Genomic DNA, 25,433 nt, shown 5'->3' with positions numbered 1-25,433 from the left:
TCCCATGTACGACTCATGACGGCTGCCACTGTTATCATTGAGCAACACTTTTTGGGCTCTTTCCATGTGCGTTAATTATCGCCCTCCGACTCCCGAGCAGTTCAACGGCCGCGTCAAAGCCTTCAGCATCCTGCCGCGCGACTGGCACTGGCCCGAGGAGACCTGGAAGGATTACGCGGCGCCGATCCTGCGCGCTGCGCCCGGCCTGCCGCTGGAAGCGTGCGTGGCCAGCTATGGCATGGTGCCGCGGCGCCACATCCCGCCCGAGGTCAAGCCTTTCGACACCATGAATGCGCGCGCCGAATCGCTGCTCGAGCGGCGCTCTTTCGCCCCCGCCTTGCGCCGCCTGCAGCTGTGCGCGGTGCCGATGCTGTGGTTCTACGAGCCGTGCTACGAGAGCGGACGCGCCGAGCGCACCGCGATCGGCATGGCCGATGACGCGATGTTCTGGGTGGCGGGGCTGTGGCGCGAATGGCAGGAGGCCGACGGGACGATGTCGACCGCCTTCACCCAGGTCACCATCAACGCCGACGACCATCCGCTGATGCGGCGCATGCACAAGCCGGGCGAGGAGAAGCGCTCGCTGGTGTTGCTGGGGCAGGAAGACGTAGGGGACTGGCTGGCTTGCCGCGATGCCGACGTCGCGCGCAGTTTCCTGCGGCATTACCCGGCCGAAGCCATGAAAGCGTGGCCGGCGCCACTGGCGCCCAAGCGCGCGACGCCGCCGCCATCCTTGAACGGAGAGCTGTTCTAGCCGCCGATGTACTGGCGGTGGAAACGCGACCCCAGGCGTGTGAGCACCTCGTAGCCGATGGTGCCGGCCTGGCCCGCGACCTCGTCCACCGTCTGCTGCGGGCACAGGAGGTCGACCGTCTGGCCCGGCGCGATCCGCGGTTCGGGAATGCCGGTGACGTCGAGCGTGATGCTGTCCATCGACACGGTGCCGGCGAAGGGCACGGCCACGCCGTCGACAAAAGCCTGCGAGTGGCCGGTGAGGGCGCGCAGCCAGCCGTCGGCATAGCCGATGGCGATGGTGGCGATGCGGCGCTCGCCCGGCGCGACATAGCGCGCGCCATAGCCGACGATGTCGCCGGCGGCCACGGTGCGCAGCTGCACCACGCGCGCCGCCAGCGACACCGCCTGCGCCAGCGGATTGGCGTGGCCCGGCTGGGGATTGATGCCGTACAGCGCGCACCCCGGACGCAGCAGGTCGACGTGCCAGGCGCCGCCCAGGAACACGCCCGAGGAGTTGGCCAGGCTGGCGGGCACGCCGGGGAACAGCGCGCGCACCGCTTCGAAACGCAGGCGCTGGCGCTCGTTGAGCGGATGCGCCGGTTCGTCGGCGCAGGCCAGGTGGCTCATCACGAGGCGCAGGTCGACGCCCAGCAGCCAGGCCGGATCCTGGCGCAGGCGGTCGAGATCGGCCGTGGCCAGTCCCATGCGCGACATGCCGGTGTCGACCTGGAGCGCGGCCGGCAGCTGGCGCCCAAGCTCGCTTGCCAGCGCGCGCCATTCGGCCACCTGGCCGGGGTCGTTCAGCACCGGCACCAGGTCGTGCTCGACGCAGTCGCGCGCCGTGCCCGGCATCGCACCATGCATCACGTGGATGGTGCAATCCGAGGGCACGATCCGGCGCAGGCGGATGCCCTCGTCGAGGTGGGCCACGAAGAAGCTGCGGCAGCCTTCGCGCACCAGCGCTTGCGCGACCTTGTCCATGCCGAGCCCGTAGGCGTCGGCCTTGAGCACCGCGCCGCAGGCCGCCTTGTTGGCCGCGCCGCGTTCGCGCAGCAGGCGGTAGTTGGCGCGCACCGCGTCCAGGTCGACCGTGAGGATAGCCCCGGCGCGGGCGCAGCTTGCCTGCTCGCTCATGGCGTCAAGCCTGCGCCAGCTTGCCGCCGGCGGCGGCGCCGTTGCTGCCCGCGTAGCGGAACACGGCCAGGTCGTCGGCCCGGATCGACGGCGCCTTGCCGCCCACCAGGTCGGCGATCACGCTGGCCGAGCCGGCCGCCATGGTCCAGCCCAGGGTCCCATGGCCAGTATTGAGGAGCAGGTTGCGCAGCGGTGTGGCGCCCACCACCGGGGTGCTGTCCGGCGTCATTGGACGCAGGCCGGTCCAGAAGCTGGCCTGGGCCGTGTCGCCCGCGCCCGGGAACAGGTCGTTGACGACCAGCTCCAGGGTTTCACGGCGGCGCGGGTTGAGATCGAGGTTGTAGCCGGAGAGTTCGGCCATGCCGCCGACGCGGATGCGGTCGTCGAAGCGGGTCACGGCGATCTTGTAGGTTTCGTCGAGGATGGTCGATACGGGGGCGCGCGAAGCGTCCGTGATCGGCACCGTCAGCGAATAGCCTTTCATCGGATAGACCGGCAGCGGGAACCAGCGTTGCAGCAGCAGGCGCGAGTAGCTGCCCAGGGCCAGCACGAATCGGTCGGCGGCGAATACGCCCTTGTCGGTGTCAACGGAGACGATTTCGCCGCCCGCTTCGTTGAGGTGGCGGATGGCCGTGTCGAACTCGAAGCGCACGCCCAGTTCGCGCGCCATGGCCGTGAGGCGGATGGTGAACAGCTGGCAGTCGCCGGTTTCGTCGTTCGGCAGGCGCAGGCCGCCGACCAGCTTGTCGGCCACATTGGCCAGCGCCGGCTCGGCCGTGGCCAGTTGCGCGCCCTCCAGCACTTCATAGGCCACGCCGGCGTCGCGCAGCACCTCGATGTCCTTGGCCGCGCCGTCGAACTGCTGGCGGGTGCGGAACAGCTGCACCGTGCCCTGCTGGCGGCCTTCGTAGGCGATGCCGGTGTCGCGCCGCAGTGCGCGCATGCAGTCGCGGCTATATTCGGCCAGGCGCACCATGCGTTCCTTGTTGACGGCGTAGCGGGACGGGTCGCAATTGCGGTACATCTCCCACATCCACTGCAGCTGGAACAGCGAGCCGTCGGGACGGATCGCCAGCGGCGCGTGGCGCTGGAACAGCCACTTGGCGGCCTTGAGCGGAATGCCGGGCGCGGCCCAGGGCGAGGCATAGCCGGGCGAGATCTGGCCGGCATTGGCGAAACTGGTCTCGAGGGCGGGGCCGGGCTGGCGGTCGATGACCGTGACCTCGTGGCCGGCCTGCGCCAGGTAATACGCGGTGGTGACGCCGACCACACCGCTGCCCAATACGATGACTCGCATATATCCCTCGAAAGCTGAATCCAGAAAAGGTTGCCATCGTATCGCGGGTGGGGAGATAATTGTTTCTGTTAATACGTCATTTTTCAGCAAATATTCTGGATTTGAGCCATGCGCGTACAAAAAGCCTCGAACCGCATCCTGGACCGGATCGACCTGCACATCCTCTCCATCCTGCAGCAGGATGCGCGGATCGTGATGAAAGACCTGGCCGAGCAGGTTGGACTGTCGCTCACGCCCTGCATCGAGCGGGTCAAGCGCATGGAGCGCGACGGCGTCATCCAGGGTTATTACGCGCGCATCAATCCGCAGGCGCTGGGCATGCAGATCCTGGTGTTCGTCGAGATCAACCTGCACCAGAAATCCGACAAGGCCTTCGAACGCTTCCGGCGCGCGATGCTGGCCATTCCCGAGGTGATGGAATGCCATCTGGTGTCGGGCGACTTCGACTACCTGATCAAGGCGCGCATCCCCGAGATGTCCGAATACCGGCGCCTGTTGGGCGAGATCCTGCATGTGGCCGACGCCGGCCAGTCGAAGAGCTATGTGGTGATGGAAGAGCTGAAGGAGACGCTGGCGCTGTCGATTCCACGCTGAAGCTCATCGTCGATCCCGCAAAAACCGCAAGGATGACGTTGGCTCATCCTATAATGAACGTTTCCCCTCTGGAACACCCATGCGCGCCGTTGCCGGACCCGTCCTGTCCCTTCGACACCTCCTGATCCTGCTCACGGCGATCGGCCTGCTGCCGCTCGTCCTGCTGGGCGTCTGGACCATCCACGGCGCCGGCCTCTATCTGGAGCAGGAACAGGAAAGGATGATGATCGGCCACGCACGCGCGCTGTCGAGCGCCGTCGACGCGGAGCTGGACGCCACCGTGTCCGCCCTGAGCGGCATCGCCAAGAGTCCCCAGCTCGCCAGCGGCGACTTGCGCGGCTTTCACGACACCGCCAGCCGCCTCTCGCGCGCCGACTGGCTGGGGGTGGTGCTCTCCGACGCCTCCGGCCGTTCGCTGTTTCGCACCATGGCGCCATATGGCGCACCGCCGGCGCGCGTCGCCGACCCGGCCAGCTTGCACCAGGCGATGGAGCAGCGCCGCCCGATGGCCGGCCGCGTCGCCCGCGGGCAGGGCGGGCGCCCGGCGGTGCCGGTGCGGATCCCGGTCACCGGTCCTGACGGTCAGCCCTGGGTCTTGAGCGCCGTGGTCCAGCCGGACCGCTTCCTGGACGTGATCGCGCGCCAGAAGATCCCGCCCGAGTCCGTGATCGCGGTGATGGACGGCGGCGGCGCGCTGGTCGCGCGCTCGCGCGACCAGGAACGCACCGTGGTCGGCGCCCCGAGCGCTTCGCTCACGGCGCTGATGCGCGGCGGCGGCCCGGAAGGCGTGGGCGCCACCACCGCGCTCGAGGGCGACGACGTGATCAGCGCCTACACCACCTCGCCGCGTTATGGCTGGGTGGTGGCGGTGGGCGCCCCCAGCGCCGGCTTCGGGGTGGGCTTCTTCCAGCGCTTCGCGGTCTACGTGCTGGGCGCGTGGGTGGTGCTGAGCGCCTGCATCGCGCTGGCCTCGTGGCTCTCGGGCCGCATCGTGCGCCGCATCGAGAGCGTGCAGGCCGGCGCCGCCGCCCTGGGCAGCGCGCGCACGGTGCGGGTGGCGCCGTCGCGGATCAAGGAAATCCGCGAGATGGGCCAGGCGCTGGAGGCCGCCGCCAGCCGCCGCGCGGCACAGGAAGAGGAGCGTTCGCGCCTGCTGGCGTCGCTCGAGGAAGCGCTGGCCCAGGCGCGCCAGGCCGGCCAGGCCAAGGACGCCTTCCTGGCCATGCTGGGCCACGAACTGCGCAATCCGCTCAGTCCCATCCTGACCTCGCTCGACCTGATGGATCTGCGGGGCGAACCGGGCAGCCAGCGCGAGCGCGGCGTCATGCGGCGCCAGGTGACCCACCTGCGGCGCCTGGTCGACGACTTGCTGGACGTCTCGCGCATCGCCTCCGGCAAGCTGGCGATCGAGACCCGCCCGCTGAACCTGGCCGAACTGGCGCGTCACGCGGTGGCGGCCCTGCCGGGCGAACCCATCGCCCTGGAGGCGCCGCCGGAGGTCTGGGTCATTGGTGACGAGACGCGCCTGGTGCAGGTGCTGGGCAACCTGCTGTCGAACGCGGCCCGCTTCGGCAGCAGCGACACCCGCGTCACGCTGGCGGCGGGCAATGGCGAGGCGGTGCTGGGCGTGAGCGACAACGGCGCCGGCATGGCGCCGGAACTGCTGGCGCGCGTGTTCGAGCCGTTCTACCAGGCGCCGCAGCCGCTGGCGCGGCGCACCGGCGGACTTGGACTCGGCCTGGCGATCGTGCGCGAGATCGCCCAGCTGCATGGCGGCCGGGTCGCGGCCCACAGCGCCGGCCCGGGCGCCGGCAGCCGCTTCGAGGTGATCCTGCCGCTCGGCGCGCCGAGCGCGGCGAGCGAGCCGGTCCCGCTGGCGCCGGCGGCGCCGGGACGCCGCATCCTGCTGGTCGACGACAACGAAGATGCGGCCGCGGCCAGCGCACTGCTGCTACGCCATCTGGGCCATGCGGTGCGGGTCGCCCACAGCGCGGTCCAGGCGCGCGCGCTGGCCCTGGCCGAACCGCCCGAAGTGGCGATCCTCGACATCGGCCTGCCCGATATGGACGGCTACGCGCTGGCCGCAGCCTTGCGCGCCGATGCGGGCGTACCGGCTGCGGGCGCACCGGCTGCGGGCGCCCCGGCCGCGCTGCGGCTGGTGGCGCTCACCGGCTACGGGCAGCAGGCCGACGTCGCGCGCGCGCTGGCGGCTGGCTTCGACGTGCACCTGACCAAGCCGGCGACCATCGAGGCGCTGCAGGAGGCGGTGGCGGCGGCCGGCGGCTGAGCATCCGGGGCAATCTGCGGAGCTGGCAGCGCGGTGAAAGCATAACCGCGTCCGGCCACGTTCACGATCGCGCTGCCGGCGTCGCCCAGCAGCTTGCGCAGGGCCGCGATCTGCACCCGCAGGTTGGCCTCGACCACCACCGTATGCGGCCACACCCCGGCCATCAGCGCGCGGTTGCTCACTATGTCGCCGGGTTGGGAGGCCAGCAGCACCAGCAGGTCGTAGGCGCGTGCGCCGATCGGCAGCGGCTGGCCGGCGCGCAGCAGCAGGCGCTGGGCGAGCAGCAGTTCGAAGTCGAGAAAGGCGATCCTGGTGGGGGCGGGGGGGCCGGAATCCATGGCAAGCCTCGTGTCTGTTGGTGGCGGCAGCGGCCGGGTCGTATCTTGTCCGATTGTCCGCCCCGAGCGCGCGGCAGCGCTAGAATTTTTCTGCTGTCGCGTGCGGCGCCGGCAAGCGTACGCCGGGTGTGTCGGGGCGGGGCGATAATACGGACGGGCTCAAGACGGAGGAAGGATGGCACGCAAGCACGACCTGCCGCTGCATGAGGTGCGGCGTTACCTGGAACCGGGACCGGTGGTGCTGGTGACCTCATGCCACGCCGATGAGCGCGACGTCATGGTGATGGGGTGGCACACGGTGATGGAATCGAGTCCATCGCTGGTTGGCTGCGTGATTTCGTCCGCCAACCACAGCCACGGCCTGATCCGCGCCAGCGGCGAGTGTGTGATCAACCTGCCGACGACGCGGCAGCTCGAGGCGGTGCTGGGCGTCGGTTCCACCACTGGCGCCGAGATCGACAAGTTCGCCGCCTTCGGCCTCACGCCGGAGGCCAGCGAGCGGGTGGCGGCGCCGTCGATCCGCGAGTGTCACGCCCAGTTCGAGTGCCGGCTGCACGACGACAGCCTGGTGGAGCGCTACGATTTCTTCATCTGGGAAGTGGTGGCGGCGCGCGTGGCGCCGCGGCCGCGTCATCCCGAGACCCTGCATTACAAGGGCGACGGCACCTTCATGGTGTCGGGCAAGGTGATCCGGCGCCAGCGCGCGGGCCTGAAGTGACGTTCAATGGTGGCGCGAGCGCCAGAGCGCGTGCGCGGCGCCATGCAGCAGGATGCGCGGCACCCGCCCGCCGGGGCGGCCGGCCGGCGCGCGCGGCGCCGTGGCCAGCGCCAGGTCGGTGCTGATCCGGTGCAGCGACAGCAGGTCGAGCAGCGCCGCCACCAGCTGGCGGCCGAGCGTGACGTCGCCATCCTCGACCAGCGGCATGGCGCGGTGCAGGGCGGCCAGGATAGTGGCGTTCTCGGCGCGGTGCTCGTGCAGGCGTTCGTAGTCGAGCGCTTCCATGACTCTTTCCTCGTGCCGGAACCCGACCTCGACCGCCGTGACAACGGCCGGGAAGGCGTGCACGAAGCGGTCGTCCGGCGTGCAGGTGGTGTCGGCCGTGGCGGCCAGGCGGGCGCACAGGTGGCGGCGGGCATGGCGGATCGCGGCGCCGATGGCGCCGGCGCTGCCTCCTGGATAGTGGTGGAAAGTCATGGCGGAAATAGGGAGAAGTAGATCAAGTGGGATTCAATGGGCGATGAGCAGCGGCGCCGGGGCGTGGTCGAGCACGTCGCGCGTGACGCCGCCGAGGATCCATTCGCGGTAGCGGCTGTGGCCGAAGGCGCCGGTGACCATCAGCCCGGCGTGGCAGTCGCGCGCCATGTCGATCAGGGCCTCGCCCTCGTTGGCGCGGGTGTGCGCGACGGCAACGTCGACCTTCAGGCCGTGGCGCGCCAGGTAGTGCGCCATGTCGGCGCCAGGTTCGTCGCCGTGCAGGCCGGCTTGCAGGTCGGGGTTGACCAGCGCCAGGTGCACGGTGCCGGCGTGCGCCAGCAGGGGCAGGGCGGCGGCGATCGCGCGCTGGGCCGGCATGCTGCCGTCCCAGCCGACCAGCGCATCGCCGGGGATCGGCTTGCCGTGGTAGGTGTCGGGTACCACCAGCACCGGACGGGCGCCGTGCAGGGCGAGATAGTGGGGCAGGCCCCGCTCGGTCGTGGCGCGGGTGCGGCCGCGGCCATTGTCCTGGCTGACCACGATCAGGTCGGCATAGCGCGCCTGCAGCAGCAGGCCGTCGTGGTCGGCGTCCTCGACCATGCGCGGCTCGGCGCCGTGGATGCCGAGGCGCTCGGCCTGGGTCACGAAATCGTCGAGCACGACCGTGACGGAATCGCGCAATTCCTGGAATTCGCGGTTGGAGACCGGCATGGCCATCGAGCCGTTGAGCACCGCATAACTGGCCATCGACAGCCCGGTGGCGGCGCTGCCCACCAGGTGGGCGCCGTGCGCGTCGGCGAGCAGCGCGGCCGCGCGCAGGCGGCTCTCCTGGCAGGGACCGCCGTCGACATGGACGAGTATGGTCTTGAGCATATGCTGACTCCGTTCTGAAATGCATCGGGAGCGTGGCGCACGGCATTTCACTATACGCCGCGCAAGGGACCGTGTCAGGCGCACGGTTGATCGCGATCAAACAGGAATGAAATATCGCGGCGTCCTGTGCTGGAATGGTTTTGTTGACAAGCAAGAAGTGAAGGATTAGCGTTGACCGCTTCGCCACCTCGACAGCCCATGCCGATGAATCGTCCGCTTGCCGCCCTCATCCTTGCCTGCACGCTTGCCTTCGCTTTCGCATCCCCGGCACGGTCTGCCCAGTTCAATGTGCTGCTGTTTACCAAGTCCACCGCTTGGCACCACGATGCGGTGCATGCCGGCGTGACGGCGGTGCAGGAACTCGGCAAGCTGCATGACTTCGACGTGTTCTGGACTGCCGATGCCGGGCGCGTGATGAACGACGCCGAGCTGGCGAAGTACCAGGCGGTGATTTTCCTGCTCACCACCGGCGACGTGCTCGACGCGGCCCAGCAGGCGGCCTTCGAGCGCTTCATCCGGCGCGGCGGCGGCTACGTCGGCGTGCACAGCGCGGCCGACACCGAGTACGACTGGCCGTGGTACACCAGGATGGTGGGACATATGTTCCGCATCCACCCCGCGATCCAGACCGCGATCGTGAAGGTCGAGCAGACGAACTTTCCCGGCATGGAACGCTTCGCGCCGCGCAATCTGTTCACCGACGAGTGGTATGAATACGGGCCGGCGCGCTCGAACGACCTGGTCTACCTGCTGAGCGTGGACGAGAGTACCTACCGCCCGCAAACGACCTGGCCCGATCGCGTGGGCAAGGGCATGGGTGCATTCCACCCGGTCAGCTGGTACCAGTACTACGACGGCGGCCGCGCCTTCTACACCGGGATGGGGCATATGGCGGCGACCTATCGCGATCCGGTTTTCCTGCATCACCTGTATGGCGGGATCTACTGGGCGGCGACCGGGCGCGGCATCGGCGCCGGCCAGGGCGGGCCGGGCCCGGCGCGCTAGCGCGAACCAAATCCGGTTCGGACGATCCTAAGAAGCACGGATGGTCCTTGGAGGCGATCATGTACAGAGGAAACTGGAGCCTGACCTTTTCCGTCCTGCTCCTGCTGATGTGTCTGGCCACGGCCATCGCCTACCTCGTCGAACCCCATCTCGTCGCGCACTTTACCGGCACCGCCGATGACGTCGCGTTGCGCGAATCGCCTGCGCCGCACGCCTATAAGCTCCTGCTGCTGGTCACTGTTACCTGCGCCGCCGGCTGGTTCATCCACGCCTTCACCGGCGATCCGCTCGCGCGGCGCCGCGAACAGGTCAGGTTCGCCTATTTCTTCGTGATCGCTTCGTTCGCGGTCCTGATGATTCCGCCTTTTGTGAAGAGCCAGGCGCTCGGCAGCGAGCCGATCGGGATCGTGTCGGGTTGCGTCGCGGATGCCGACGCCGCGGCCCAGCTGCGCTGCGATCCCGAGGGGCGGCCCGTCCCCAGGACGGGCGCGCAGGTGGAAGAGGGCCGCCCGGCCGCCGCCGCGAGCGCGGCCGACACCGCGACCGCTCCCCGGCCCGCCCATAACCAATGGCTCGTCAACATCGGCGGCGCCCTGCGTGCCCAGTCCGAACTGCCTTGCACGTCGCGTTCGCCCGAGGCATGCCTGCTCGGCTCCCCGGGCAACCGGGTCGACATCACGGGCGGCGTGGTGGTGCCGTTGCCTTTCGTGATCGTGGCCTTGTTCGGCGGGGCCGTCAGCCTGTCGCGGCGCGTGCCCGAGATCCAGAAGCGTTCCGAACGGGGGTTCGTGGGAACCGCGTTCGAACCGGCGATCGATGCGCGCCAGGGGCGCGAGGAGCTGGTGTTCCAGATCATGCAGTTCGCGTCGGCCCCGCTAATCGCGATCACGGCTTACCAGGTGCTCGACCCCGCGAGCCAGGCCGGCGCCGTGGCGCTCGCCTTCCTGGCCGGCTTTGGCTCGGAAACCATCCTCCTGATGATCCGCGGCGTCGCCAACGGTCTGCATCCCCGTAACGCGCCACTGAACAGTACGGCCGCTGCGCCGGCCGCGCTTGCCGGCCAGGGTGGTGGCGCACTGGCGCTGGCAGCCCTGGCGCCAGGCGCGAGTGACGCCGGTGTCCAGCCCCTGCGCCTGGGGCTCCAGTCCGGGGACGTTTCGTCCGCCGAGCCGGTCCACATCCGCCTGTGCGTCGACGACGACCTGGAAGCAGGGTCGGCGGCCCTGAGCGTGGACGGCATCCGGGTGGGCGTTCCGGGCGACGGCTGCGTGGAGCTCGCGCTGGCGCCGGGCCGGCCGTACCGGGTCGAGGCGCACGGCCGGCGCGCCGGCCGCGAGGTCCACGGTGGGCAGACGCTCGTGGTGGATGCCGACGATGAGGCCCGCCCCCTGCAGCTGGTTCTGGCCTAGTGTCCTGGGAGACGATCATGACCGCATTTCAAGGCGGCGCGGCGCCGCTGTCGAGCACCGGGTTCGAACGGGCGAAGCAGTCGCTCGAGGCCGACGCCGCGTCGCTCTGGGCCCTGATTGCGGTGGAGACCAGCGGCTTCGGCTTCCTGCCGGACCGGCGGCCGAAGATCCTGTTCGAACGCCATGTGTTCCACCGGCGCACCGGCGGCAGGCACGATGCGCATGCCGAGATCAGCGCAACGACGGTGGGCGGCCACCTCGGCGGCGGCGCCGAATATGCACGCCTGGAGCGGGCCATGCGGATGGACCGCCTGGCCGCGTTCGACAGCGCCTCGTGGGGGCTCGGACAGGTCATGGGCTACCACGCGACCCATCTCGGTTACCCCAGCACCGAGGAGATGGTGGCGCGCTTCTGCGAGGACGAAGACGAACAGCTGGCGGCCGCGCAGCGCTTCATTAACGCCAATCCCCCCTTGCGCCAGGCGTTCGCGCAAAAGAAATGGAACCGCGTGGCTTTTTTCTATAACGGTGCGGCCTATGCCAGGCATGGCTACGACCGCAGGCTCGCGCACTTCCACGACCTGTATGAGCTCAAGGGGACACCGAGCATCACGGTGCGCATGGCGCAAGCCTGGCTGACCTATCTCGGCTACCGGCCACGCGGCATCGACGGCATCCTGGGGCAGGGTACCGAGATGGCCGTGATCGACTTCCAGAAGGCGCGGGGGCTGGCAGTCACGGCCGAGCCGGACGACGCCACGCTGGAGCAGCTGCGCCTGGCCGTCGCCAACGGCGGCGCCAATGCCACCCGACCTGGCTAGCCCGCCAGCAGCGCAATCAGGATCAGCACCAGGCCGGCCACCGACACCAACCACACCAGCGTGCGCAGCACCGGGATGCCGGCCGCGTACAGCGGCACGTAGACGATGCGCGCCAGCAGGTAGAGCCAGCAACCCCACAAGGGCAAGGCGCCGTGCGTGCCCGAGACATGGGCGATCAGCACCGCCGCCGCGAACAGCGGGAGGGTCTCGAACAGATTGGCCTGCGCCCGCTGCAGGCGCGCCGTCACCGGGCGCGGCGGCGGCGCGGCGCCATCGCGTGCGCTCATATTGTATTGCGCGCCCGTCTCCTGGGTACGTAGCGTGGAAGGCAGCAGGATCTGGACCAGGGCCAGCACCAGGGTCCAGGCCAGCAGGGTACGTTCGGTAGTCATCAATCCTCCTGTTCGGTCTGGGGACGGTTGCGTTCGATCATACGTTACCGGGCGTGAAATCCGGCTCTGCTTTAGGATCTACTTCTGGCGCATGCTGTTCATCGCCCATCCAGCAGATCCTGGCGCGGCCGCTCCCACTGCGGCACGGGCGCCGGGCAGGGCCGGTCCGCCATCTCCGCATACGGCAGGGTCGAGAAATTATCGACCCCCGGCGCGCTGAAGCGGATGTCGGTGGCCTTGCCGTCGATGAGAGAAGGCACGCGCGCGAAGCGCAGCCAGCCGTCGAAGTGGCAGTTGTCCCGCTGTAGCGCGCGCAGGCCGGCCAGGCTGCCGTCTTCCTTGTACTTCCACGACAGCGTGCTGGCAGGCCCGGCGGCCCCCGGCTCGCCGCCGAAGCGCGCCGGGCAGGCGGCGACGTCGCTCACGCCGGGCGCCAGACTCAGCGCGCCGATGCGCACCGCATAGCTGCCGGCGCCGCCATTGTCGGTGATGGCCGCGAACGACCAGCACAGGGGATTCGAGGGGAAGGCCGACAGCGGCATGTCGAGGATACGGCTGCCCGGCTCGAGCTGGGCCAGGGCCGAGCGGATCTGCTCGCGTGCGAGGTGGCCGGCCGCGCCCTGCACCGCGATGAAGCCCAGGCAGGCCACGATCGCGGTCACCAGGCCGGCCGATCCGCCACGGCGCGCCATCACCGCCACGACACAAGCCACGATCAGCAGCCCGGCCAGCGAACCCCACTGCAGTAAGCCCAGACAGGTAAACGCGACAGGCGCGCCCAGGATCAGGGCCGCGAACAGCCAGCGCAAAATCCGGTTCGGCACCAGCAATGCCAGCGCGACCCCGAGCGCGGTCCAGAACACGGGCTCGATGATGAACACCATGTCGCCATACAGCCAGCGCGAATCGAGCGGGTGGAATGGGTGCACGCCATACACGTTCAGGAAGTCGAGCGACAGGTGCAGCACCATGCCGACGGCGGCAGTGGCCAGCACCGCGCGGCGCGCCGGGCGGTCCTCGCGCATCAGGCGCCGCGCCCCCGGCCACAACAGCCAGAGCAGGCCGAGCAGCAGCGCGATCTGGGGCAGGGCATACAGCAGCGTGTGCGTATGGCCGCGGTGGTGCAGCAGATAGCCGAGCGGTGGCGCCAGCAAGGGCGTGAGCACCAGGTCCAGGTCGGGGAAGTTGCTGGCCAGCGCGCCGGTGGCGAGCAGGACGCGGCGGCGCGTGCGCGCTTTAAGGGGATCGGGATGGGCGGGCAGGGCGCGGTTGGCGAGTTCGCCCAGCGCCAGGCCCACCAGGGAGTGAGTGAGATTGTCCATCCCACAAGTTTACCGTGAAAGCAAGACATTGAACCAAATCAAGAATCTCTTGGTTACATAACACGGTGGACCATCGCATTTTTGATGCAGGTCATATTTTTCGCATTTGCTCGTCGCTAGAATGCAAGAAACTATATTTCTCAAAAGCAATAAGGAGCGAGCAGAGTGCGCAATAACCAGCCAGTCACCGGAACCGAATACGTCATGCAGCCGGGACAATCGATCGTCTCGAAGACCGATACCAAGGGCCGTATCACCTACGTCAATCCGAGCTTCGTCGACGTCAGCGGTTTCAGCGAGGGCGAGCTGCTGGGCAAGGCCCACAATATGGTGCGCCATCCCGACATGCCGCCTGAAGCCTTCGCCGACCTGTGGACGACCCTGCAGGCGGGCGAACCCTGGACCGGCCTGGTCAAGAACCGCCGCAAGAACGGCGACTTTTACTGGGTGGTGGCCAACGTGGTGCCGATCCAGGAGCGTGGCCGCGTGACCGGCTATATGTCGGTGCGCACCGCGCCCACCCGCGCCCAGGTCGAGCAGGCCGACCGGCTTTACCGCCAGATCCGCGCAGGCCAGGCGCGTGGCCTGGGCATCGTGCGCGGCCAGGTGGTGCGCACCGGCTGGCGCCGGCGCCTGAATGCCCTGGCCGCCCTGCGCGAGCTGCCGCTGCGCCAGCGCCTGGGCTGGATGATGGGTGCGCAGGCCCTGCTGCTGGCCGCGCTCGGGGCCGCCGCCGATGGCCTGGGCTGGCGCATGCTGGCCGGCGCCGGCGTGCTGGCTACGCTGGCGGTCTGGTATGATCTGAACCGCAGCATCGCGCGGCCGTTGCAGGATGCCGTCGCGACCGTCTACGCGCTGGCCGGCGGCGACCTGGCGCGCCCTGTGCCGGCGCCTGGCGGCGGGGAAATCGGCCGACTGCAGCTGGCGCTGCGCCAGCTGAACATCAATCTCACCGCCATCATGGGCGACGTGCGCGACAACGTCAGCTCGATTGAACTCGCCACCCGCGCGATCGCCGCCGGCAATGCCGACCTGGCCAGCCGTACCGAAGCCCAGGCCGCCAGCCTGGAGCAGACCGCGAGCAGCCTGGGTAATATCGCGCGTGCGGCTGGCCGTAATACCGACAGCGCGGTGCGGGCCGACGGCATGGTGCTGGCCGCTACCACGGTGGCCGGCCAGGGTGGCCAGGCCGTCGAACGTGTCGGCCAGACCATGGACCGGATCAGCGGTTCGGCCAATCGCATCGGCGACATCATCGGCCTGATCGACGGCATCGCCTTCCAGACCAATCTGCTGGCGCTGAACGCGGCGGTGGAGGCCGCCAGGGCCGGCGAGCAGGGACGCGGCTTCGCCGTCGTGGCCGGCGAGGTGCGCAGCCTGGCCCAGCGCACCGCCGGCGCCGCCAAGGAGATCAAGGGACTGATCGATGTCTCCAGCGGCCACGTGGGCGAGGGGGCCGAACTGGTCGGCCAGGCCGGCCAGACCATGCGCGCGGTGGTCGACCAGGTGGCCGAGGCGGCAGCGATCATGAGCGCGATCACTGCCGCCAGCCGCGAACAGGCCCAGGACATCCTGGGCGTCAACGCGGCCATGAACGAACTGGACGCGATCACGCGGCAGAACGCCGCCCAGGTCGAGGAATCGGCCGTGTCGTCGGGCAGCGTGGCCGATGAGGCGGCACGCCTGTCGCTGGCTTTGTCGGTGTTCAAGTTCACGCAGCGCGGCTAGGGCAACTCGTCCATATTTGATGCATGTCAAGGATTTGCGTGAAGCAGATCAATAAACTGACAGCTAATCGTGCCACTTTGCATTTCCGCAAAGTGGCCAGCAGCTGGAGTACCTCAGTCATGTTCGCAGAAGTGCAAGCGGCGTCCCCCGCGCCGGCCCCCACCCAATCCCCGTCCCAATCCGCCATCGTGCTCCATCCGGTCGTCGAATTCGATGGCGACCTGCTGGCCCGGCTCGGCAAGTCAGGCCCCCGTTATACTTCCTACCCGACGGCCGATCGCTTCAGCCCCGACTTCGGCTACCGCGACTACCTGCACGCGGTGGCCAGCGTGCGCACCCGCGGCAAGCGTCCGCTGTCGCTGTACCTGCACATCCCGTTCTGCGAGAGCGTCTGCTATTACTGCGCCTGCAACAAGATCGTCACCAAGCGCCGCGACAAGGCGGCGACTTACCTGTCCTACCTGAAGCGCGAAGTCGAGATGCAGGGACTGCTGTTCGCCGGCATGAACGAGGTCGAACAGCTGCACTTCGGCGGCGGCACCCCCACTTACCTGTCGGACGAGCAGATGGGCGAGCTGATGGCGCACCTGGCACGGTGCTTTCGCTTCGCACCCGACGAACGCGGTGAATATTCGATCGAGGTCGACCCGCGCACCGTCTCGACCGAACGGGTGCACAGCCTGCGGCGTCAGGGTTTCAACCGGATCAGCCTGGGCGTACAGGATTTCGATCCCGACGTGCAGAAGGCGGTCAACCGGGTCCAGCCCGAGGCCGAGACGGTGGCCATCATCGACGCCGCGCGCGCCGCGGGCTTTCGTTCGGTGAGCATCGACCTGATCTACGGCCTGCCGAAGCAGACGCTGGACAGCATGACGCAAACCCTGGACAAGGTGATCAAGGCCAGCCCGGACCGCATCTCGGTCTACCACTACGCCCACATGCCGCACCTGTTCAAGCCGCAGCGGCGCATCCTGAATGCGGACATGCCGGACAGCGACACCAAGCTCAAGATGCTCCAGCTGTGCATCGAGCGCCTCGGCGCGGCCGGCTATGTGTACATCGGTATGGACCATTTCGCCAAGCCGGACGACGACCTGGCCGTGGCCCAGCGCCAGGGCCGCCTGCACCGCAACTTCCAGGGCTATTCGACCCATGCCGATGCCGACCTGGTGGCCTGCGGGGTGTCGAGCATCGGCGCGGTCGGCGCCACCTACAGCCAGAACGTCAAGACGCTCGACGAATACTACGACCTGATCGATCAGAACGAATTGCCGGTGCAGCGCGGCATCCGCCTGTCGATGGACGACGCGCTGCGCCGCGCCATCATCCAGAAGCTGATGTGCCAGTTCGAACTATCGATCCCGGCCATCGAGCAGGCTTTCCCGATCGCCTTCGACCAGCACTTCGCCGCCGAGCTGGCGCTGCTTAGCAAGATGCAGGACGACGGCCTGGTGCGGGTGGGGCCGGAATGGCTGACCGTCACGATGAAGGGCCGCCTGTTGATCCGCAACGTGTGCATGGTGTTCGATCGCTATCTCGCCCGGCCGGGCGAGGGACCGCGCCACTCGCAAACCGTCTAGGGGCGATCCATGAGCGGCGTCAGCCTGTTTCCGGTGTTTCTGGTCGGCCTGGCCGGCAGCGTGCATTGCGCCGGCATGTGCGGCGGAATCGTCGGCGCGCTGTCGCTGCCGCGCCCGCGTGCGGCGGCCTTGCGGGAGCCGGCCTTCCCGGTGCCGGTGCGCAGCAGCACCGCGAGCGCGTCGCTTACCTGGATCGGCGCCTATAACGCCGGGCGCATCGCCAGCTATATGACGGCCGGCGCACTGGCCGGGGGATTGGCCGGCAGCGCGGCTTCGCTGGCCTCATTGCCGGCCCTGCAGGCCGGCTTTTATTGGGCCGCGAACCTGATGCTGGTGGCGCTGGGGCTGTTCCTGATGGACGCCTGGCGCGGCCTGGCCCGCGTCGAGCAGGCCGGCCAGGCATTGTGGCGCCATCTCGCGCCGCTGCTGCGGAGGGCGAACGGCGCCAGGGCTGGCGGCGCTCGCATGTTCGCGCTCGGCGCCCTGTGGGGCTGGCTGCCGTGCGGGATGGTGTACAGCGTGCTGGTGACGGCCATGCTGAGCGGCTCGGCGCTGGGAGGCGCCGGCGTGATGCTGGCGTTCGGCCTGGGCACGCTGCCGATGCTCGCCGCCCTCGGCCTGGCGGGCGGGCGGCTGCGCGCGTTGATGGCGCGGCGGACGGTGCGCCTGTGCTGCGCTCTGGCGATCCTGGCCTTCGGCATCCTCGGCCTGGCGCGCGCCGCCGGGGGCCTGCCGGCCGGCTGGATGCACGAGCTGTGCCTTGGGGGCCCGGCATGAGCGCCGTCCTCAAGGAAGCGGTACGCGACGCGGCCGGCGCGACTGCGGCGCGCACGGTCTTGGCCGGGTGCTTCCACTGTGGCCTGCCGGTGCCGCACGACAGCGCCTGGCAGGCCACGATCGACGGCAACGTGCAGCGCATGTGCTGTCCCGGCTGCGCGGCGGCGGCCCAGGCCATCGTCGATGGCGGCTTCGCCGACTACTACGCGACCCGCACCGCCTATGCCGCGCAGGCCGACCTCGAGGCCGCCACTGCGCCCGAGCTCGACCTGGTCGACGACGGCGATTTCGATGGCTCGGCCAGCTTCACGGTGGAGGGCATCCGCTGCGCTGCCTGCGTGTGGCTGATCGAGCGCCGCCTGCAAGGCCTGCCCGGGGTGCTCGACGTCAGCCTGAACGTGGCCACCGAGCGCCTGTTCGTGCGCTGGGATCCGTCCGGCTGTCGTCCGAGCAGCATTTTGCGCACCCTGCGCGCGATCGGCTACACCGCCTATCCCTACGATGCGCGGCGTCACGGCGAGCAGCTAGAGCGCGCGCGCAAGAAGCTGTTCCGCCAGCTGTTCGTGGCCGGCCTGTCGATGATGCAGGTGATGATGTATGCGGTGCCGGTGTACATGGCCGACGAGGGCACGATGGACGCCACGATGACGGCGCTGATGCACTGGGCCTCGTTCTTCCTGACCCTGCCGGCGGTGCTGTATTCGGCCCAGCCGTTCATCAAAGGCGCCATGCGCGACCTGCGGCGCGGCGTGCCGGGCATGGACGTGCCGGTCGCGCTCGGGATCGGCGCCGCTTTTGCCGGCAGCCTGCAGGCGCTGGTGTCCGGGCAGGGCGACGTGTACTTCGATTCGGTGACCATGTTCGTATTCCTGCTGCTGGGCAGCCGCTACCTCGAACTGGGCGCGCGCCGCAAGGCGGCCGGCGCACTAGAGCGCCTGCAGCAGGGCTTGCCGCCGTCGGCGCTGCGCCTGCGCGGCGACCCGCGCTTGCGCGACACTGAGCTGGTGACGGCCGGCAGCCTGCGGGTAGGAGACCTGGTGATGGTGCGCGCCGGCCAGGCAGCGCCGGCCGACGGCATGATCGTCGAAGGCGAGACCGACGTCGACCTGGCGCTCCTGACCGGCGAAAGCCGCACCCAGCGCCGCGGCGTGGGCGACCTGGTGCCGGGCGGCGCGGTCAATGTGGCCGACGCCATCGTATTGCGCGTGACCTCGACCGCCAACGACAGCCTGCTTTCGATGCTGGTGCGGCTGGTCGAACGCGCGGGACAGGGCAAACCGGCGCTGGCCTTGTGGGCCGATCGGGTGGCCGCCTGGTTCGTGTTCGGCCTGCTGGTGCTGACCGTGCTGGCCTATTTCGCCTGGCTGCAGGTCGACCCGAGCCGGGCCTGGCAGGTGGCGATCGCGGTGCTGGTGGTATCGTGTCCGTGCGCGCTGTCGCTGGCCACGCCGACCGCGCTGGCCGCCGCCACCGACCGCCTGTTGCGGCGCGGCGTGCTGTCGGTGCAGCCGCACACGCTGGAAACCTTCGACCGCGCCACCCACGTGGTGTTCGACAAGACCGGCACGCTCACCCATGGCCGCCCGGTGCTGCGCCAGACCCTGGCGGTGGGCAGCCTGCCCGGCTTCGACTGCTTGCGTATCGCCGCCGCGCTGGAGGCCGACAATCCGCATCCGCTGGCGCTGGGGATCCGTGAGGCAATCATCGGATCGCCGGGCGAATCGGCCCGCGCCGAACGCACGCAGTTCACGGTCGGGCAGGGCGTCGAGGGCTGGCTCGATGGACGTTACTACCGCCTGGGCAGCGCCGCCTGGGTCGCCGGCGTGGCCGGCGGCGTGGCGCGCGCGGCGGCGCCGGTGGGCACCACCTCGGTCTGGCTCGGCAACAGCGAAGGCTGGCTGGCGCGCTTCGACCTGGCCGACGGCCTGCGGGCCGATGCCGCGGACGTGGTGCGCCGCATCCGCGACAGCGGCAAGACCGTGATCCTGCTCAGCGGCGACGAGCAGCACGCGGCGCAGGCCGTGGCGGCCAGCCTTGGCATCTCGACTGCCATCGGCGGCAAGCTGCCGCAGGAAAAGCTGGCCTATGTGCGGCGCCTGCAGCAGGACGGCGCGATCGTGGCGATGGTCGGCGACGGCATCAACGACGCGGCGGTGCTGCGCGGGGCCGACGTCTCGTTCGCGATGGGCCGCGGGGCCGAGCTGGCGCAGTTGCACGCCGACGGCGTGCTGATGGGTGACAGCCTGTCGCCGCTGGCCGACACGCTCGACACGGCGCGCCGCACCCTGGCGGTGATCCGCCAGAACCTGACCTGGGCCACGGTCTACAACGTGGCGGCGATTCCGGCGGCGGCGACGGGCTTGTTGAATCCGTGGCTTGCGGGGATCGGCATGGCGGCCAGTTCGGCCGTGGTCGTGCTCAATGCGCTGCGCTTGCGAAAGGATTAGCGATGGAAGCCTTGTATTTGCTGGTGCCGCTCAGCGTAGTGGTGGTGGGCGTGGCCTTGTGGGTATTCTTCGGGGCGGCCGAGAGCGGGCAGTTCGACGATCTGGAAGGGCCGGCGTATCGCGTCTTGCAGGACGATGACAGATAGGGTCGGCGGCGAAGCCGCCGACCCCACGAGCGCCACGACGATGGATTACATCGTCGGTCCGCGTCCGGTGTGGGTTTCCTTCTCGATGCGGTCCTGGCATTCGATGCAGGTGCGTACCGTCGGCGTGGCCAGCAGGCGCGCGTCGGGGATCTCGCGGCCGCACGATTCGCAGATGCCGGCGCCGCCGGCCTCCAGCTTGCCGAGGGCGACGTCGATCTCGTGCAGCGTGTTGGCATCGTGTTCGGCCAGGTGGACTTCGTCGTGGCCGATCATTTCGGCGGTATTGCGGTCATCGCCCTGCGCTTCATGCGCGAGCGGGCCGATCGGCGGGGCATCGCCCTCGTCGGCCGTGGTGCGCGCACGGACGGCGCCGAGCAGGTCTTCACGCGCCGCGTTCAGGCGCTTGGACATTTCTTCGTGAACGGATTGGGAAAGAGGCGGCATAGCGATTCCTTATTGGTGAGTGAGGAAAAGCCCCCCGGACTATGGCGGGCCGTCTAGTTTTGGACTTGATTCATCTCAAAACGATGCCCGTGGAATCGTGGAAGAAAGCGTCGCAGCTGAGGGCGCAATAGCGCCACAACATACGTTCCTCATACTCTATCCATCAAGGAACATTTTGATACACATCAAGGATTTTTAAAGTCCCTAAAAGCACACTCCTGACTGTCACTCAATCGTGTCATTTCAGGAGAGCATCTTGGACAGCAGTCTAAACTATAACTACAAGATCGTGCGCCAGTTTGCCATTGCGACCGTGGTATGGGGCGTGATCGGCATGGCGGCAGGGGTGTTCATCGCGGCCCAGCTGGCCTGGCCCGCGCTTAACTTCGATATCCCATGGCTCAGCTACGGACGCCTGCGTCCGCTGCACACCAACGCGGTCATTTTCGCCTTCGGCATCTGCGGCCTGTTCGCCACTTCGTACTACGTGGTGCAGCGCACCTGCCAGGTCCGCCTGTTCTCGGACACGCTGGCCGCGTTCACCTTCTGGGGCTGGCAGGCGGTCCTGCTGTGCGCCGCGGTCACGCTGCCGATGGGCTTCACGCGCGGCAAGGAGTACGCCGAACTCGAATGGCCGATCTCGATCCTGATCGCCATCGTGTGGGTCGCCTACGCCGTGGTGTTCTTCGGCACCATCGTCAAGCGCAAGGTCAAGCACATCTACGTCGCCAACTGGTTCTTCGGCGCCTTCATCCTGGCGGTCGCCATCCTGCACATCGTCAACGGCATGACCTCGCCGGCCTCGCTGATGAAATCGTACTCGGTGTACTCGGGCGTGCAGGACGCCATGATCCAGTGGTGGTACGGCCATAACGCGGTCGGCTTCATCCTCACCGCCGGCTACCTGGGCATGGTCTATTACTTCATTCCGAAGCAGGCCGAGCGTCCGGTGTACTCATACCGCCTGTCGATCGTGCACTTCTGGGCGCTGATCTTCACCTATATGTGGGCCGGTCCGCACCACCTGCACTACACCGCGCTGCCCGACTGGACGCAATCGCTGGGCATGGTGTTCTCGATCATCCTGCTGGCGCCATCGTGGGGCGGCATGATCAACGGGATCATGACCCTGTCGGGCGCCTGGCACAAGCTGCGCTCCGACCCGCTGCTCAAATTCATGATCGTCTCGCTGTCGTTCTACGGCATGGCCACCTTCGAGGGCCCGATGATGTCGATCAAGACCATCAACGCGCTGTCGCACTACACCGACTGGACCGTCGCACACGTCCACGCCGGCGCCCTGGGCTGGGTCGGCTTCATCACGATGGGCTCGATCTACTACATCATCCCGCGCGTCGCCGGTAAAAAACAGATGCACAGCGTCGCCATGGTCGAGACCCACTTTTGGGTGGCGACCATCGGCGTCGTCCTCTACATCGCCTCGATGTGGATCGCCGGCGTGATGCAGGGCCTGATGTGGCGCGCGGTGAATGCCGACGGCACCCTGACCTATACCTTCGCCGAGAGCGTCAAGGCGACGTATCCCTACTACGTGATTCGCGTCACCGGCGGCGCGCTGTACCTCACCGGCATGGTGCTGATGGCATGGAATACCTGGATGACGATGCGCGGCACCAGGAGCGTCGACGTCCCGATCCCGGTCGGGCCGAAGAATCCGCGCGGCGTGATTGACGCCGAGCACGTCGTCCCAGCCTAAAGAAACCAGGAGTTTGCAATGAAATTCACCCATGAGTGGATCGAGAAGAATGTCTGGCTGCTGATCGGCCTCGTCCTGCTGGTCATCTCCTTCGGCGGCCTGGTCGAGATCGTGCCGCTGTTCTTCCAGAAGTCGACCACCGAACCGGTCGCCGGCCTGAAACCCTACTCGCCGCTGCGCCTGGCCGGCCGCGACGTCTACATCCGCGAGGGCTGCTACGGCTGCCACTCGCAGATGATCCGGCCGTTCCGCGCCGAGACCGAGCGCTATGGCCACTACTCGGTGGCCGGCGAATCGGCCTACGAACACCCGTTCCAGTGGGGCTCCAAGCGCACCGGCCCCGACCTGGCGCGCGTCGGTGGCCGCTACAGCGACGAATGGCACCGCACCCACCTCGACAATCCGCGCGACGTGGTGCCCGAGTCGAACATGCCGGGTTATCCATGGCTGGCCAGAACGAAGCTGATCCCGGGCGAGATCATGCCGAAGATGCGCGCGTTGAAGCGCGTCGGCGTGCCCTACACCGACGAAGAGATCGCGCTCGCGCCGCAAGACCTGGTCGACAAGACCGAGCAGGACGCGCTGGTCGCCTACCTGCAGGGGCTGGGCACCCAGATCAAGACAAGGAACTGAGATGGCACTCCAACAGATATTCGACGACGCCAGCAGCGTCATGACCGTCATCAGCTTCGCGACCTTCATGGGCATCGTGGGCTGGACCTACCTGCTGCACAAGGGCAGCGACTTCGACGCGGCGGCGCGGCTGCCGTTCGCCGACGGCGCCATTGAAGACGGAGAGAACTGATATGGCCGACTTCTTCAACGATTTCTGGCATTACTACGTCGCGGTGATCACGATCCTGTCGATCGCCGGCTGCGGCATCCTGCTCTGGTCGCAGTCCAAGTTCAAGGTCAAGCTCGATGCCGACGGCAAGCCGCAGCAGACCACCGGCCACGTATGGGACGAAGACCTCACGGAACTGAACACGCCGATGCCGCGCTGGTGGATCATCCTGTTCTGGCTGTCGATCCTGTTCGCCGCCGGCTACCTGGTGCTGTATCCGGGCCTGGGTGCCTGGCGCGGCACATTGAAATGGGACCAGGTCAGCGAGTACCAGGCCGAGCTGAAACAGGCGAAGGCCGAATACGGTCCGCTGTTCGAGCAGTACAAGAAGCTCGACCTGAAGGCGGTGGCGGCCGACCCGCAGGCCCACGCGATCGGCGAGCGCCTGTTCCTGACCTACTGCTCGCAATGCCACGGCTCGGACGCGCGCGGGGCCAAGGGCTTCCCGAACCTGGCCGACAACGACTGGCTGCATGGCGGCGAGCCGGACGTCATCAAGACCACGATCATGAACGGCCGCACCGGCATGATGCCGCCGATGGGCGCGGCGCTGGGCTCGGACAAGGATGTCGAGAGCGTGGCCCACTACGTGCGCTCGCTCTCTAGCCTGTCGGCCGATCCGATCAAGGTCGCCTTCGGCAAGCCGAAGTTCGCCACCTGCGTGGCCTGCCACGGCGCCGAGGGCAAGGGCAACACGATGCTGGGCGCGCCGAACCTGGCCGACAAGACCTGGCTCTACGGCGGCAGCGTCGAGACCGTGATGGAGACGATCCGCAAGGGCCGCACCAACACCATGCCGGCCTTCGGCGATTTTTTGGGTGAAGAGAAGGTCCATGTGCTGGCGGCCTATGTATGGAGCCTGTCGAATCCGAGCGCGCCGGCGCCCGCTAATGCGACGCAAGCGACGGCGGCAAAATGACAGACCCCGCTGGAGCGCCGCGCGAAGCGGTCGTCCGCATGTACGCCGCGCGCGAAGACATCTTTCCGCGCGAGATCAAGGGACGCTATGCGACGCTGCGCTGGGCCTGCGTCTGGCTGACGCAGATCCTGTTCTACGGCCTGCCATGGCTGAACATGAACGGCCGCCAGGCCGTCCTGTTCGACCTGGCCAGCCGCAAGTTTTACCTGGCAGGCATGGTGTTCTGGCCGCAGGACTTCATCTACCTGGCGGCGCTGCTGATCGTGTGCGCCTATGGGCTGTTCCTGGTGACGGCGGTAGCGGGCCGCGTGTGGTGCGGCTTCGCCTGCCCGCAGACGGTCTATACCGAGATCTTCCTCTGGATCGAACGCAAGATCGAGGGCTCGCGCAGCAGCCAGATACGGCTTGCACGCCAGCCGTGGAATGCCGAGAAGGTCGCCAAGCGCGGCGCCAAGCACCTGTCGTGGGGCGCGGTCGCATTGTGGACCGGCTTTACTTTTGTCGGCTACTTCGCCCCGATCCGTTCGCTGGGCGGCGAGATCGCGGCCTTCGGCCTGGGGCCGTGGGAAACCTTCTGGATCCTGTTCTATGCCTTTGCCACCTACGGCAACGCCGGCTGGCTGCGCGAGCAGGTGTGCAAGTATATGTGCCCGTATGCGCGCTTCCAGAGTGCGATGTTCGACAAGGATACGCTGATCGTCACCTACGACGTCGAACGCGGCGAGCCGCGCAACGGCCGGCGCAAGGGCGAAGCCCAGGCGCTCGCCGGCAAGAGCGGCGACTGCATCGACTGCAGCCTGTGCGTGCAGGTATGCCCGACCGGGATCGACATCCGCCAGGGCCTGCAGTACGAGTGCATCGGCTGCGCCGCCTGCGTCGACGCCTGCAATATCGTGATGGACAAGGTCCAGCGACCGCGCGGCCTGATCCGCTATGCGACCGAGAACGGGCTGGCGCAGAAGCTGGGCGCGCTCGAGATCCGGCGCCGCATGCTCCGCCCGCGCGTGCTGGTCTACAGCGCGGTGCTGGCGATGCTGGTGGCGGCGATGGGCACCTCGCTGGCGCTGCGCAACCCGCTCAAGCTCGACGTGATCCGCGACCGCGGCTCGATGGGGCGCGAAGTCGAGGATGGCCGCATCGAGAACGTGTACCGGCTGCAGGTGATGAACACGAGCGAAGCGCCCCAGACGCTGCAGGTGAGTGTGAGCGGCATTCCCTCGGCCGTGGTGGTGGACGACGGCGCCATCGCGATGGACGGCGCCAGCACGCGCGCGGTGCCGGTGCGGGTGCGCATCGACCAGGGCGCCGGCAAGCCGGGATCGAACAAGATCGAATTCACGGTGCGCTCGCTGAGCGATCCGGACCTGGGCGTGAACGAGGGCGCGGCCTTCATCGTGCCGAAGTGAGCAAGCTGATATGAGCAAGGAGA

General features: G+C 68.2%; 25 protein-coding genes. 17 read left to right on the top strand and 8 right to left on the bottom strand.

Annotation, left to right across the window (positions count from 1 at the left end):
• Positions 1-64: 64 nt before the first annotated feature.
• Positions 65-754 carry an SOS response-associated peptidase family protein gene (locus tag AC3A6F_RS18695; RefSeq protein WP_487683344.1) on the top strand — a complete coding sequence of 230 codons (690 nt, stop codon included), beginning with the start codon at positions 65-67 and terminating at the stop codon, positions 752-754.
• On the opposite strand, the gene alr is transcribed toward AC3A6F_RS18695, so the two are convergent.
• Together alr and AC3A6F_RS18685 are read right to left on the bottom strand one after the other, a co-directional pair.
• Positions 751-1,869 carry an alanine racemase gene (gene alr, locus AC3A6F_RS18690; RefSeq protein ID WP_487683342.1) on the bottom strand — a complete coding sequence of 373 codons (1,119 nt, stop codon included), beginning with the start codon at positions 1,867-1,869 and terminating at the stop codon, positions 751-753. The genes AC3A6F_RS18695 and alr overlap by 4 nt on opposite strands.
• A gap of 4 nt (positions 1,870-1,873) precedes the next feature.
• The gene (locus tag AC3A6F_RS18685; RefSeq protein WP_487683340.1) at positions 1,874-3,166 is read right to left on the bottom strand and encodes a D-amino acid dehydrogenase; all 1,293 of its coding nucleotides are present in this window, start codon (positions 3,164-3,166) and stop codon (positions 1,874-1,876) included.
• A gap of 108 nt (positions 3,167-3,274) precedes the next feature.
• Here AC3A6F_RS18685 and AC3A6F_RS18680 point away from each other — a divergent pair, with 108 nt between their 5' ends.
• The gene (locus tag AC3A6F_RS18680; protein ID WP_005667188.1) at positions 3,275-3,760 is read left to right on the top strand and encodes an Lrp/AsnC ligand binding domain-containing protein; all 486 of its coding nucleotides are present in this window, start codon (positions 3,275-3,277) and stop codon (positions 3,758-3,760) included.
• 79 nt (positions 3,761-3,839) lie between these two features.
• Positions 3,840-6,047 (top strand): hybrid sensor histidine kinase/response regulator, encoded by a 2,208-nt coding sequence (locus AC3A6F_RS18675; protein WP_487683338.1) that lies wholly within the window; start codon positions 3,840-3,842, stop codon positions 6,045-6,047.
• Here the strand turns inward: AC3A6F_RS18675 and AC3A6F_RS18670 are convergent.
• Complete coding sequence (locus AC3A6F_RS18670) at positions 5,933-6,385, bottom strand: winged helix-turn-helix domain-containing protein (RefSeq protein ID WP_487683336.1); 453 nt, start codon at positions 6,383-6,385, stop codon at positions 5,933-5,935. The two genes, AC3A6F_RS18675 and AC3A6F_RS18670, sit on opposite strands and share 115 nt — an antisense overlap.
• Before the next feature lie 175 nt (positions 6,386-6,560).
• On the opposite strand from AC3A6F_RS18670, the gene AC3A6F_RS18665 reads away from it, so the two are divergent.
• Positions 6,561-7,103 carry a flavin reductase family protein gene (locus AC3A6F_RS18665; RefSeq protein WP_487683334.1) on the top strand — a complete coding sequence of 181 codons (543 nt, stop codon included), beginning with the start codon at positions 6,561-6,563 and terminating at the stop codon, positions 7,101-7,103.
• A 3-nt stretch (positions 7,104-7,106) separates the two neighbouring features.
• Here the strand turns inward: AC3A6F_RS18665 and AC3A6F_RS18660 are convergent, their stop codons facing one another.
• Both AC3A6F_RS18660 and AC3A6F_RS18655 read right to left on the bottom strand, forming a co-directional pair.
• A complete protein-coding gene (locus AC3A6F_RS18660; protein WP_487683332.1) occupies positions 7,107-7,580 on the bottom strand; it encodes a hypothetical protein in 474 nt (157 codons plus the stop codon).
• Between the two features lie 33 nt (positions 7,581-7,613).
• Positions 7,614-8,453, bottom strand: a complete 840-nt coding sequence (locus AC3A6F_RS18655) for a universal stress protein (protein ID WP_487683330.1) — start codon at positions 8,451-8,453, stop codon at positions 7,614-7,616.
• A 198-nt stretch (positions 8,454-8,651) separates the two neighbouring features.
• On the opposite strand from AC3A6F_RS18655, the gene AC3A6F_RS18650 reads away from it, so the two are divergent.
• The 3 genes from AC3A6F_RS18650 to AC3A6F_RS18640 are packed head-to-tail and all read left to right on the top strand — an operon-like array spanning position 8,652 to position 11,688.
• On the top strand, positions 8,652-9,458 hold the full coding sequence (locus AC3A6F_RS18650; RefSeq protein ID WP_487683328.1) for a ThuA domain-containing protein: 807 nt from the start codon (positions 8,652-8,654) through the stop codon (positions 9,456-9,458).
• 59 nt (positions 9,459-9,517) lie between these two features.
• Positions 9,518-10,867: a hypothetical protein gene (locus tag AC3A6F_RS18645; RefSeq protein WP_487683326.1), complete on the top strand. Its 1,350-nt coding sequence runs from the start codon at positions 9,518-9,520 to the stop codon at positions 10,865-10,867.
• Positions 10,868-10,884: 17 nt separating this feature from the next.
• Positions 10,885-11,688 (top strand): N-acetylmuramidase domain-containing protein, encoded by an 804-nt coding sequence (locus tag AC3A6F_RS18640; protein WP_487683324.1) that lies wholly within the window; start codon positions 10,885-10,887, stop codon positions 11,686-11,688.
• On the opposite strand, the gene AC3A6F_RS18635 is transcribed toward AC3A6F_RS18640, so the two are convergent.
• Both AC3A6F_RS18635 and AC3A6F_RS18630 read right to left on the bottom strand, forming a co-directional pair.
• A complete protein-coding gene (locus AC3A6F_RS18635) occupies positions 11,685-12,080 on the bottom strand; it encodes an MAPEG family protein (RefSeq protein ID WP_487683322.1) in 396 nt (131 codons plus the stop codon). The two genes, AC3A6F_RS18640 and AC3A6F_RS18635, sit on opposite strands and share 4 nt — an antisense overlap.
• 98 nt (positions 12,081-12,178) lie before the next feature.
• A complete protein-coding gene (locus AC3A6F_RS18630; protein WP_487683320.1) occupies positions 12,179-13,402 on the bottom strand; it encodes a metal-dependent hydrolase in 1,224 nt (407 codons plus the stop codon).
• Between the two features lie 165 nt (positions 13,403-13,567).
• Here AC3A6F_RS18630 and AC3A6F_RS18625 point away from each other — a divergent pair, with 165 nt between their 5' ends.
• The 5 genes from AC3A6F_RS18625 (at position 13,568) to ccoS (ending at position 20,080) form a co-directional block, all read left to right on the top strand.
• Positions 13,568-15,130, top strand: a complete 1,563-nt coding sequence (locus tag AC3A6F_RS18625) for a methyl-accepting chemotaxis protein (protein WP_487683318.1) — start codon at positions 13,568-13,570, stop codon at positions 15,128-15,130.
• Positions 15,131-15,249: 119 nt separating this feature from the next.
• On the top strand, positions 15,250-16,710 hold the full coding sequence (hemN, locus tag AC3A6F_RS18620; protein WP_487683316.1) for an oxygen-independent coproporphyrinogen III oxidase: 1,461 nt from the start codon (positions 15,250-15,252) through the stop codon (positions 16,708-16,710).
• 9 nt (positions 16,711-16,719) lie between these two features.
• Entirely contained in the window at positions 16,720-17,487 is a 768-nt protein-coding gene (locus AC3A6F_RS18615) for a sulfite exporter TauE/SafE family protein (protein WP_487683314.1), read from the top strand.
• A complete protein-coding gene (locus AC3A6F_RS18610) occupies positions 17,484-19,934 on the top strand; it encodes a heavy metal translocating P-type ATPase (protein WP_487683312.1) in 2,451 nt (816 codons plus the stop codon). Before AC3A6F_RS18615 ends, AC3A6F_RS18610 begins: the two co-directional genes overlap by 4 nt.
• A 2-nt stretch (positions 19,935-19,936) precedes the next feature.
• Positions 19,937-20,080, top strand: a complete 144-nt coding sequence (gene ccoS, locus AC3A6F_RS18605; protein WP_147934059.1) for a cbb3-type cytochrome oxidase assembly protein CcoS — start codon at positions 19,937-19,939, stop codon at positions 20,078-20,080.
• 45 nt (positions 20,081-20,125) lie between these two features.
• Here ccoS and AC3A6F_RS18600 read toward each other — a convergent pair whose 3' ends face one another.
• Positions 20,126-20,524 (bottom strand): TraR/DksA family transcriptional regulator, encoded by a 399-nt coding sequence (locus tag AC3A6F_RS18600; protein WP_487683310.1) that lies wholly within the window; start codon positions 20,522-20,524, stop codon positions 20,126-20,128.
• A gap of 256 nt (positions 20,525-20,780) precedes the next feature.
• Here AC3A6F_RS18600 and ccoN point away from each other — a divergent pair, with 256 nt between their 5' ends.
• The 5 genes from ccoN to ccoG are packed head-to-tail and all read left to right on the top strand — an operon-like array spanning position 20,781 to position 25,410.
• Entirely contained in the window at positions 20,781-22,241 is a 1,461-nt protein-coding gene (gene ccoN, locus AC3A6F_RS18595; protein WP_487683308.1) for a cytochrome-c oxidase, cbb3-type subunit I, read from the top strand.
• A gap of 18 nt (positions 22,242-22,259) precedes the next feature.
• Positions 22,260-22,874 (top strand): cytochrome-c oxidase, cbb3-type subunit II, encoded by a 615-nt coding sequence (gene ccoO, locus AC3A6F_RS18590; protein ID WP_487683306.1) that lies wholly within the window; start codon positions 22,260-22,262, stop codon positions 22,872-22,874.
• A gap of 1 nt (position 22,875) precedes the next feature.
• Positions 22,876-23,046, top strand: a complete 171-nt coding sequence (locus AC3A6F_RS18585; protein ID WP_487683304.1) for a cbb3-type cytochrome oxidase subunit 3 — start codon at positions 22,876-22,878, stop codon at positions 23,044-23,046.
• 1 nt (position 23,047) lies between these two features.
• Entirely contained in the window at positions 23,048-24,004 is a 957-nt protein-coding gene (gene ccoP, locus AC3A6F_RS18580) for a cytochrome-c oxidase, cbb3-type subunit III (protein WP_487683302.1), read from the top strand.
• Positions 24,001-25,410, top strand: coding sequence for a cytochrome c oxidase accessory protein CcoG (ccoG, locus tag AC3A6F_RS18575; protein ID WP_487683300.1), 1,410 nt, complete (start codon positions 24,001-24,003; stop codon positions 25,408-25,410). The genes ccoP and ccoG overlap by 4 nt, the downstream gene beginning before the upstream one ends.
• Positions 25,411-25,433: the final 23 nt, after the last annotated feature.

Source organism: Massilia sp. Soil_C_3, assembly GCF_057657035.1.
Note: the sequence above shows the minus strand (reverse complement) of the source record. Positions and strands in the feature narration are given on the sequence as shown.

What these genes read in the sequence shown, in the direction of transcription:
- AC3A6F_RS18670 (WP_487683336.1), bottom strand. Translation starts at nt 6,385, where the DNA reads ATGGATTCCGGCCCCCCCGCCCCCACCAGGATCGCCTTTCTCGACTTC.
- AC3A6F_RS18665 (WP_487683334.1), top strand. Translation starts at nt 6,561, where the DNA reads ATGGCACGCAAGCACGACCTGCCGCTGCATGAGGTGCGGCGTTACCTG.
- AC3A6F_RS18610 (WP_487683312.1), top strand. Translation starts at nt 17,484, where the DNA reads ATGAGCGCCGTCCTCAAGGAAGCGGTACGCGACGCGGCCGGCGCGACT.
- AC3A6F_RS18635 (WP_487683322.1), bottom strand. Translation starts at nt 12,080, where the DNA reads ATGACTACCGAACGTACCCTGCTGGCCTGGACCCTGGTGCTGGCCCTG.
- ccoO (WP_487683306.1), top strand. Translation starts at nt 22,260, where the DNA reads ATGAAATTCACCCATGAGTGGATCGAGAAGAATGTCTGGCTGCTGATC.
- AC3A6F_RS18630 (WP_487683320.1), bottom strand. Translation starts at nt 13,402, where the DNA reads ATGGACAATCTCACTCACTCCCTGGTGGGCCTGGCGCTGGGCGAACTC.
- AC3A6F_RS18615 (WP_487683314.1), top strand. Translation starts at nt 16,720, where the DNA reads ATGAGCGGCGTCAGCCTGTTTCCGGTGTTTCTGGTCGGCCTGGCCGGC.
- AC3A6F_RS18640 (WP_487683324.1), top strand. Translation starts at nt 10,885, where the DNA reads ATGACCGCATTTCAAGGCGGCGCGGCGCCGCTGTCGAGCACCGGGTTC.
- AC3A6F_RS18660 (WP_487683332.1), bottom strand. Translation starts at nt 7,580, where the DNA reads ATGACTTTCCACCACTATCCAGGAGGCAGCGCCGGCGCCATCGGCGCC.
- AC3A6F_RS18685 (WP_487683340.1), bottom strand. Translation starts at nt 3,166, where the DNA reads ATGCGAGTCATCGTATTGGGCAGCGGTGTGGTCGGCGTCACCACCGCG.
- AC3A6F_RS18680 (WP_005667188.1), top strand. Translation starts at nt 3,275, where the DNA reads ATGCGCGTACAAAAAGCCTCGAACCGCATCCTGGACCGGATCGACCTG.
- alr (WP_487683342.1), bottom strand. Translation starts at nt 1,869, where the DNA reads ATGAGCGAGCAGGCAAGCTGCGCCCGCGCCGGGGCTATCCTCACGGTC.
- hemN (WP_487683316.1), top strand. Translation starts at nt 15,250, where the DNA reads ATGTTCGCAGAAGTGCAAGCGGCGTCCCCCGCGCCGGCCCCCACCCAA.
- ccoP (WP_487683302.1), top strand. Translation starts at nt 23,048, where the DNA reads ATGGCCGACTTCTTCAACGATTTCTGGCATTACTACGTCGCGGTGATC.
- AC3A6F_RS18650 (WP_487683328.1), top strand. Translation starts at nt 8,652, where the DNA reads ATGCCGATGAATCGTCCGCTTGCCGCCCTCATCCTTGCCTGCACGCTT.
- ccoG (WP_487683300.1), top strand. Translation starts at nt 24,001, where the DNA reads ATGACAGACCCCGCTGGAGCGCCGCGCGAAGCGGTCGTCCGCATGTAC.
- AC3A6F_RS18675 (WP_487683338.1), top strand. Translation starts at nt 3,840, where the DNA reads ATGCGCGCCGTTGCCGGACCCGTCCTGTCCCTTCGACACCTCCTGATC.
- AC3A6F_RS18695 (WP_487683344.1), top strand. Translation starts at nt 65, where the DNA reads ATGTGCGTTAATTATCGCCCTCCGACTCCCGAGCAGTTCAACGGCCGC.
- AC3A6F_RS18585 (WP_487683304.1), top strand. Translation starts at nt 22,876, where the DNA reads ATGGCACTCCAACAGATATTCGACGACGCCAGCAGCGTCATGACCGTC.
- AC3A6F_RS18600 (WP_487683310.1), bottom strand. Translation starts at nt 20,524, where the DNA reads ATGCCGCCTCTTTCCCAATCCGTTCACGAAGAAATGTCCAAGCGCCTG.
- AC3A6F_RS18645 (WP_487683326.1), top strand. Translation starts at nt 9,518, where the DNA reads ATGTACAGAGGAAACTGGAGCCTGACCTTTTCCGTCCTGCTCCTGCTG.
- ccoS (WP_147934059.1), top strand. Translation starts at nt 19,937, where the DNA reads ATGGAAGCCTTGTATTTGCTGGTGCCGCTCAGCGTAGTGGTGGTGGGC.
- AC3A6F_RS18655 (WP_487683330.1), bottom strand. Translation starts at nt 8,453, where the DNA reads ATGCTCAAGACCATACTCGTCCATGTCGACGGCGGTCCCTGCCAGGAG.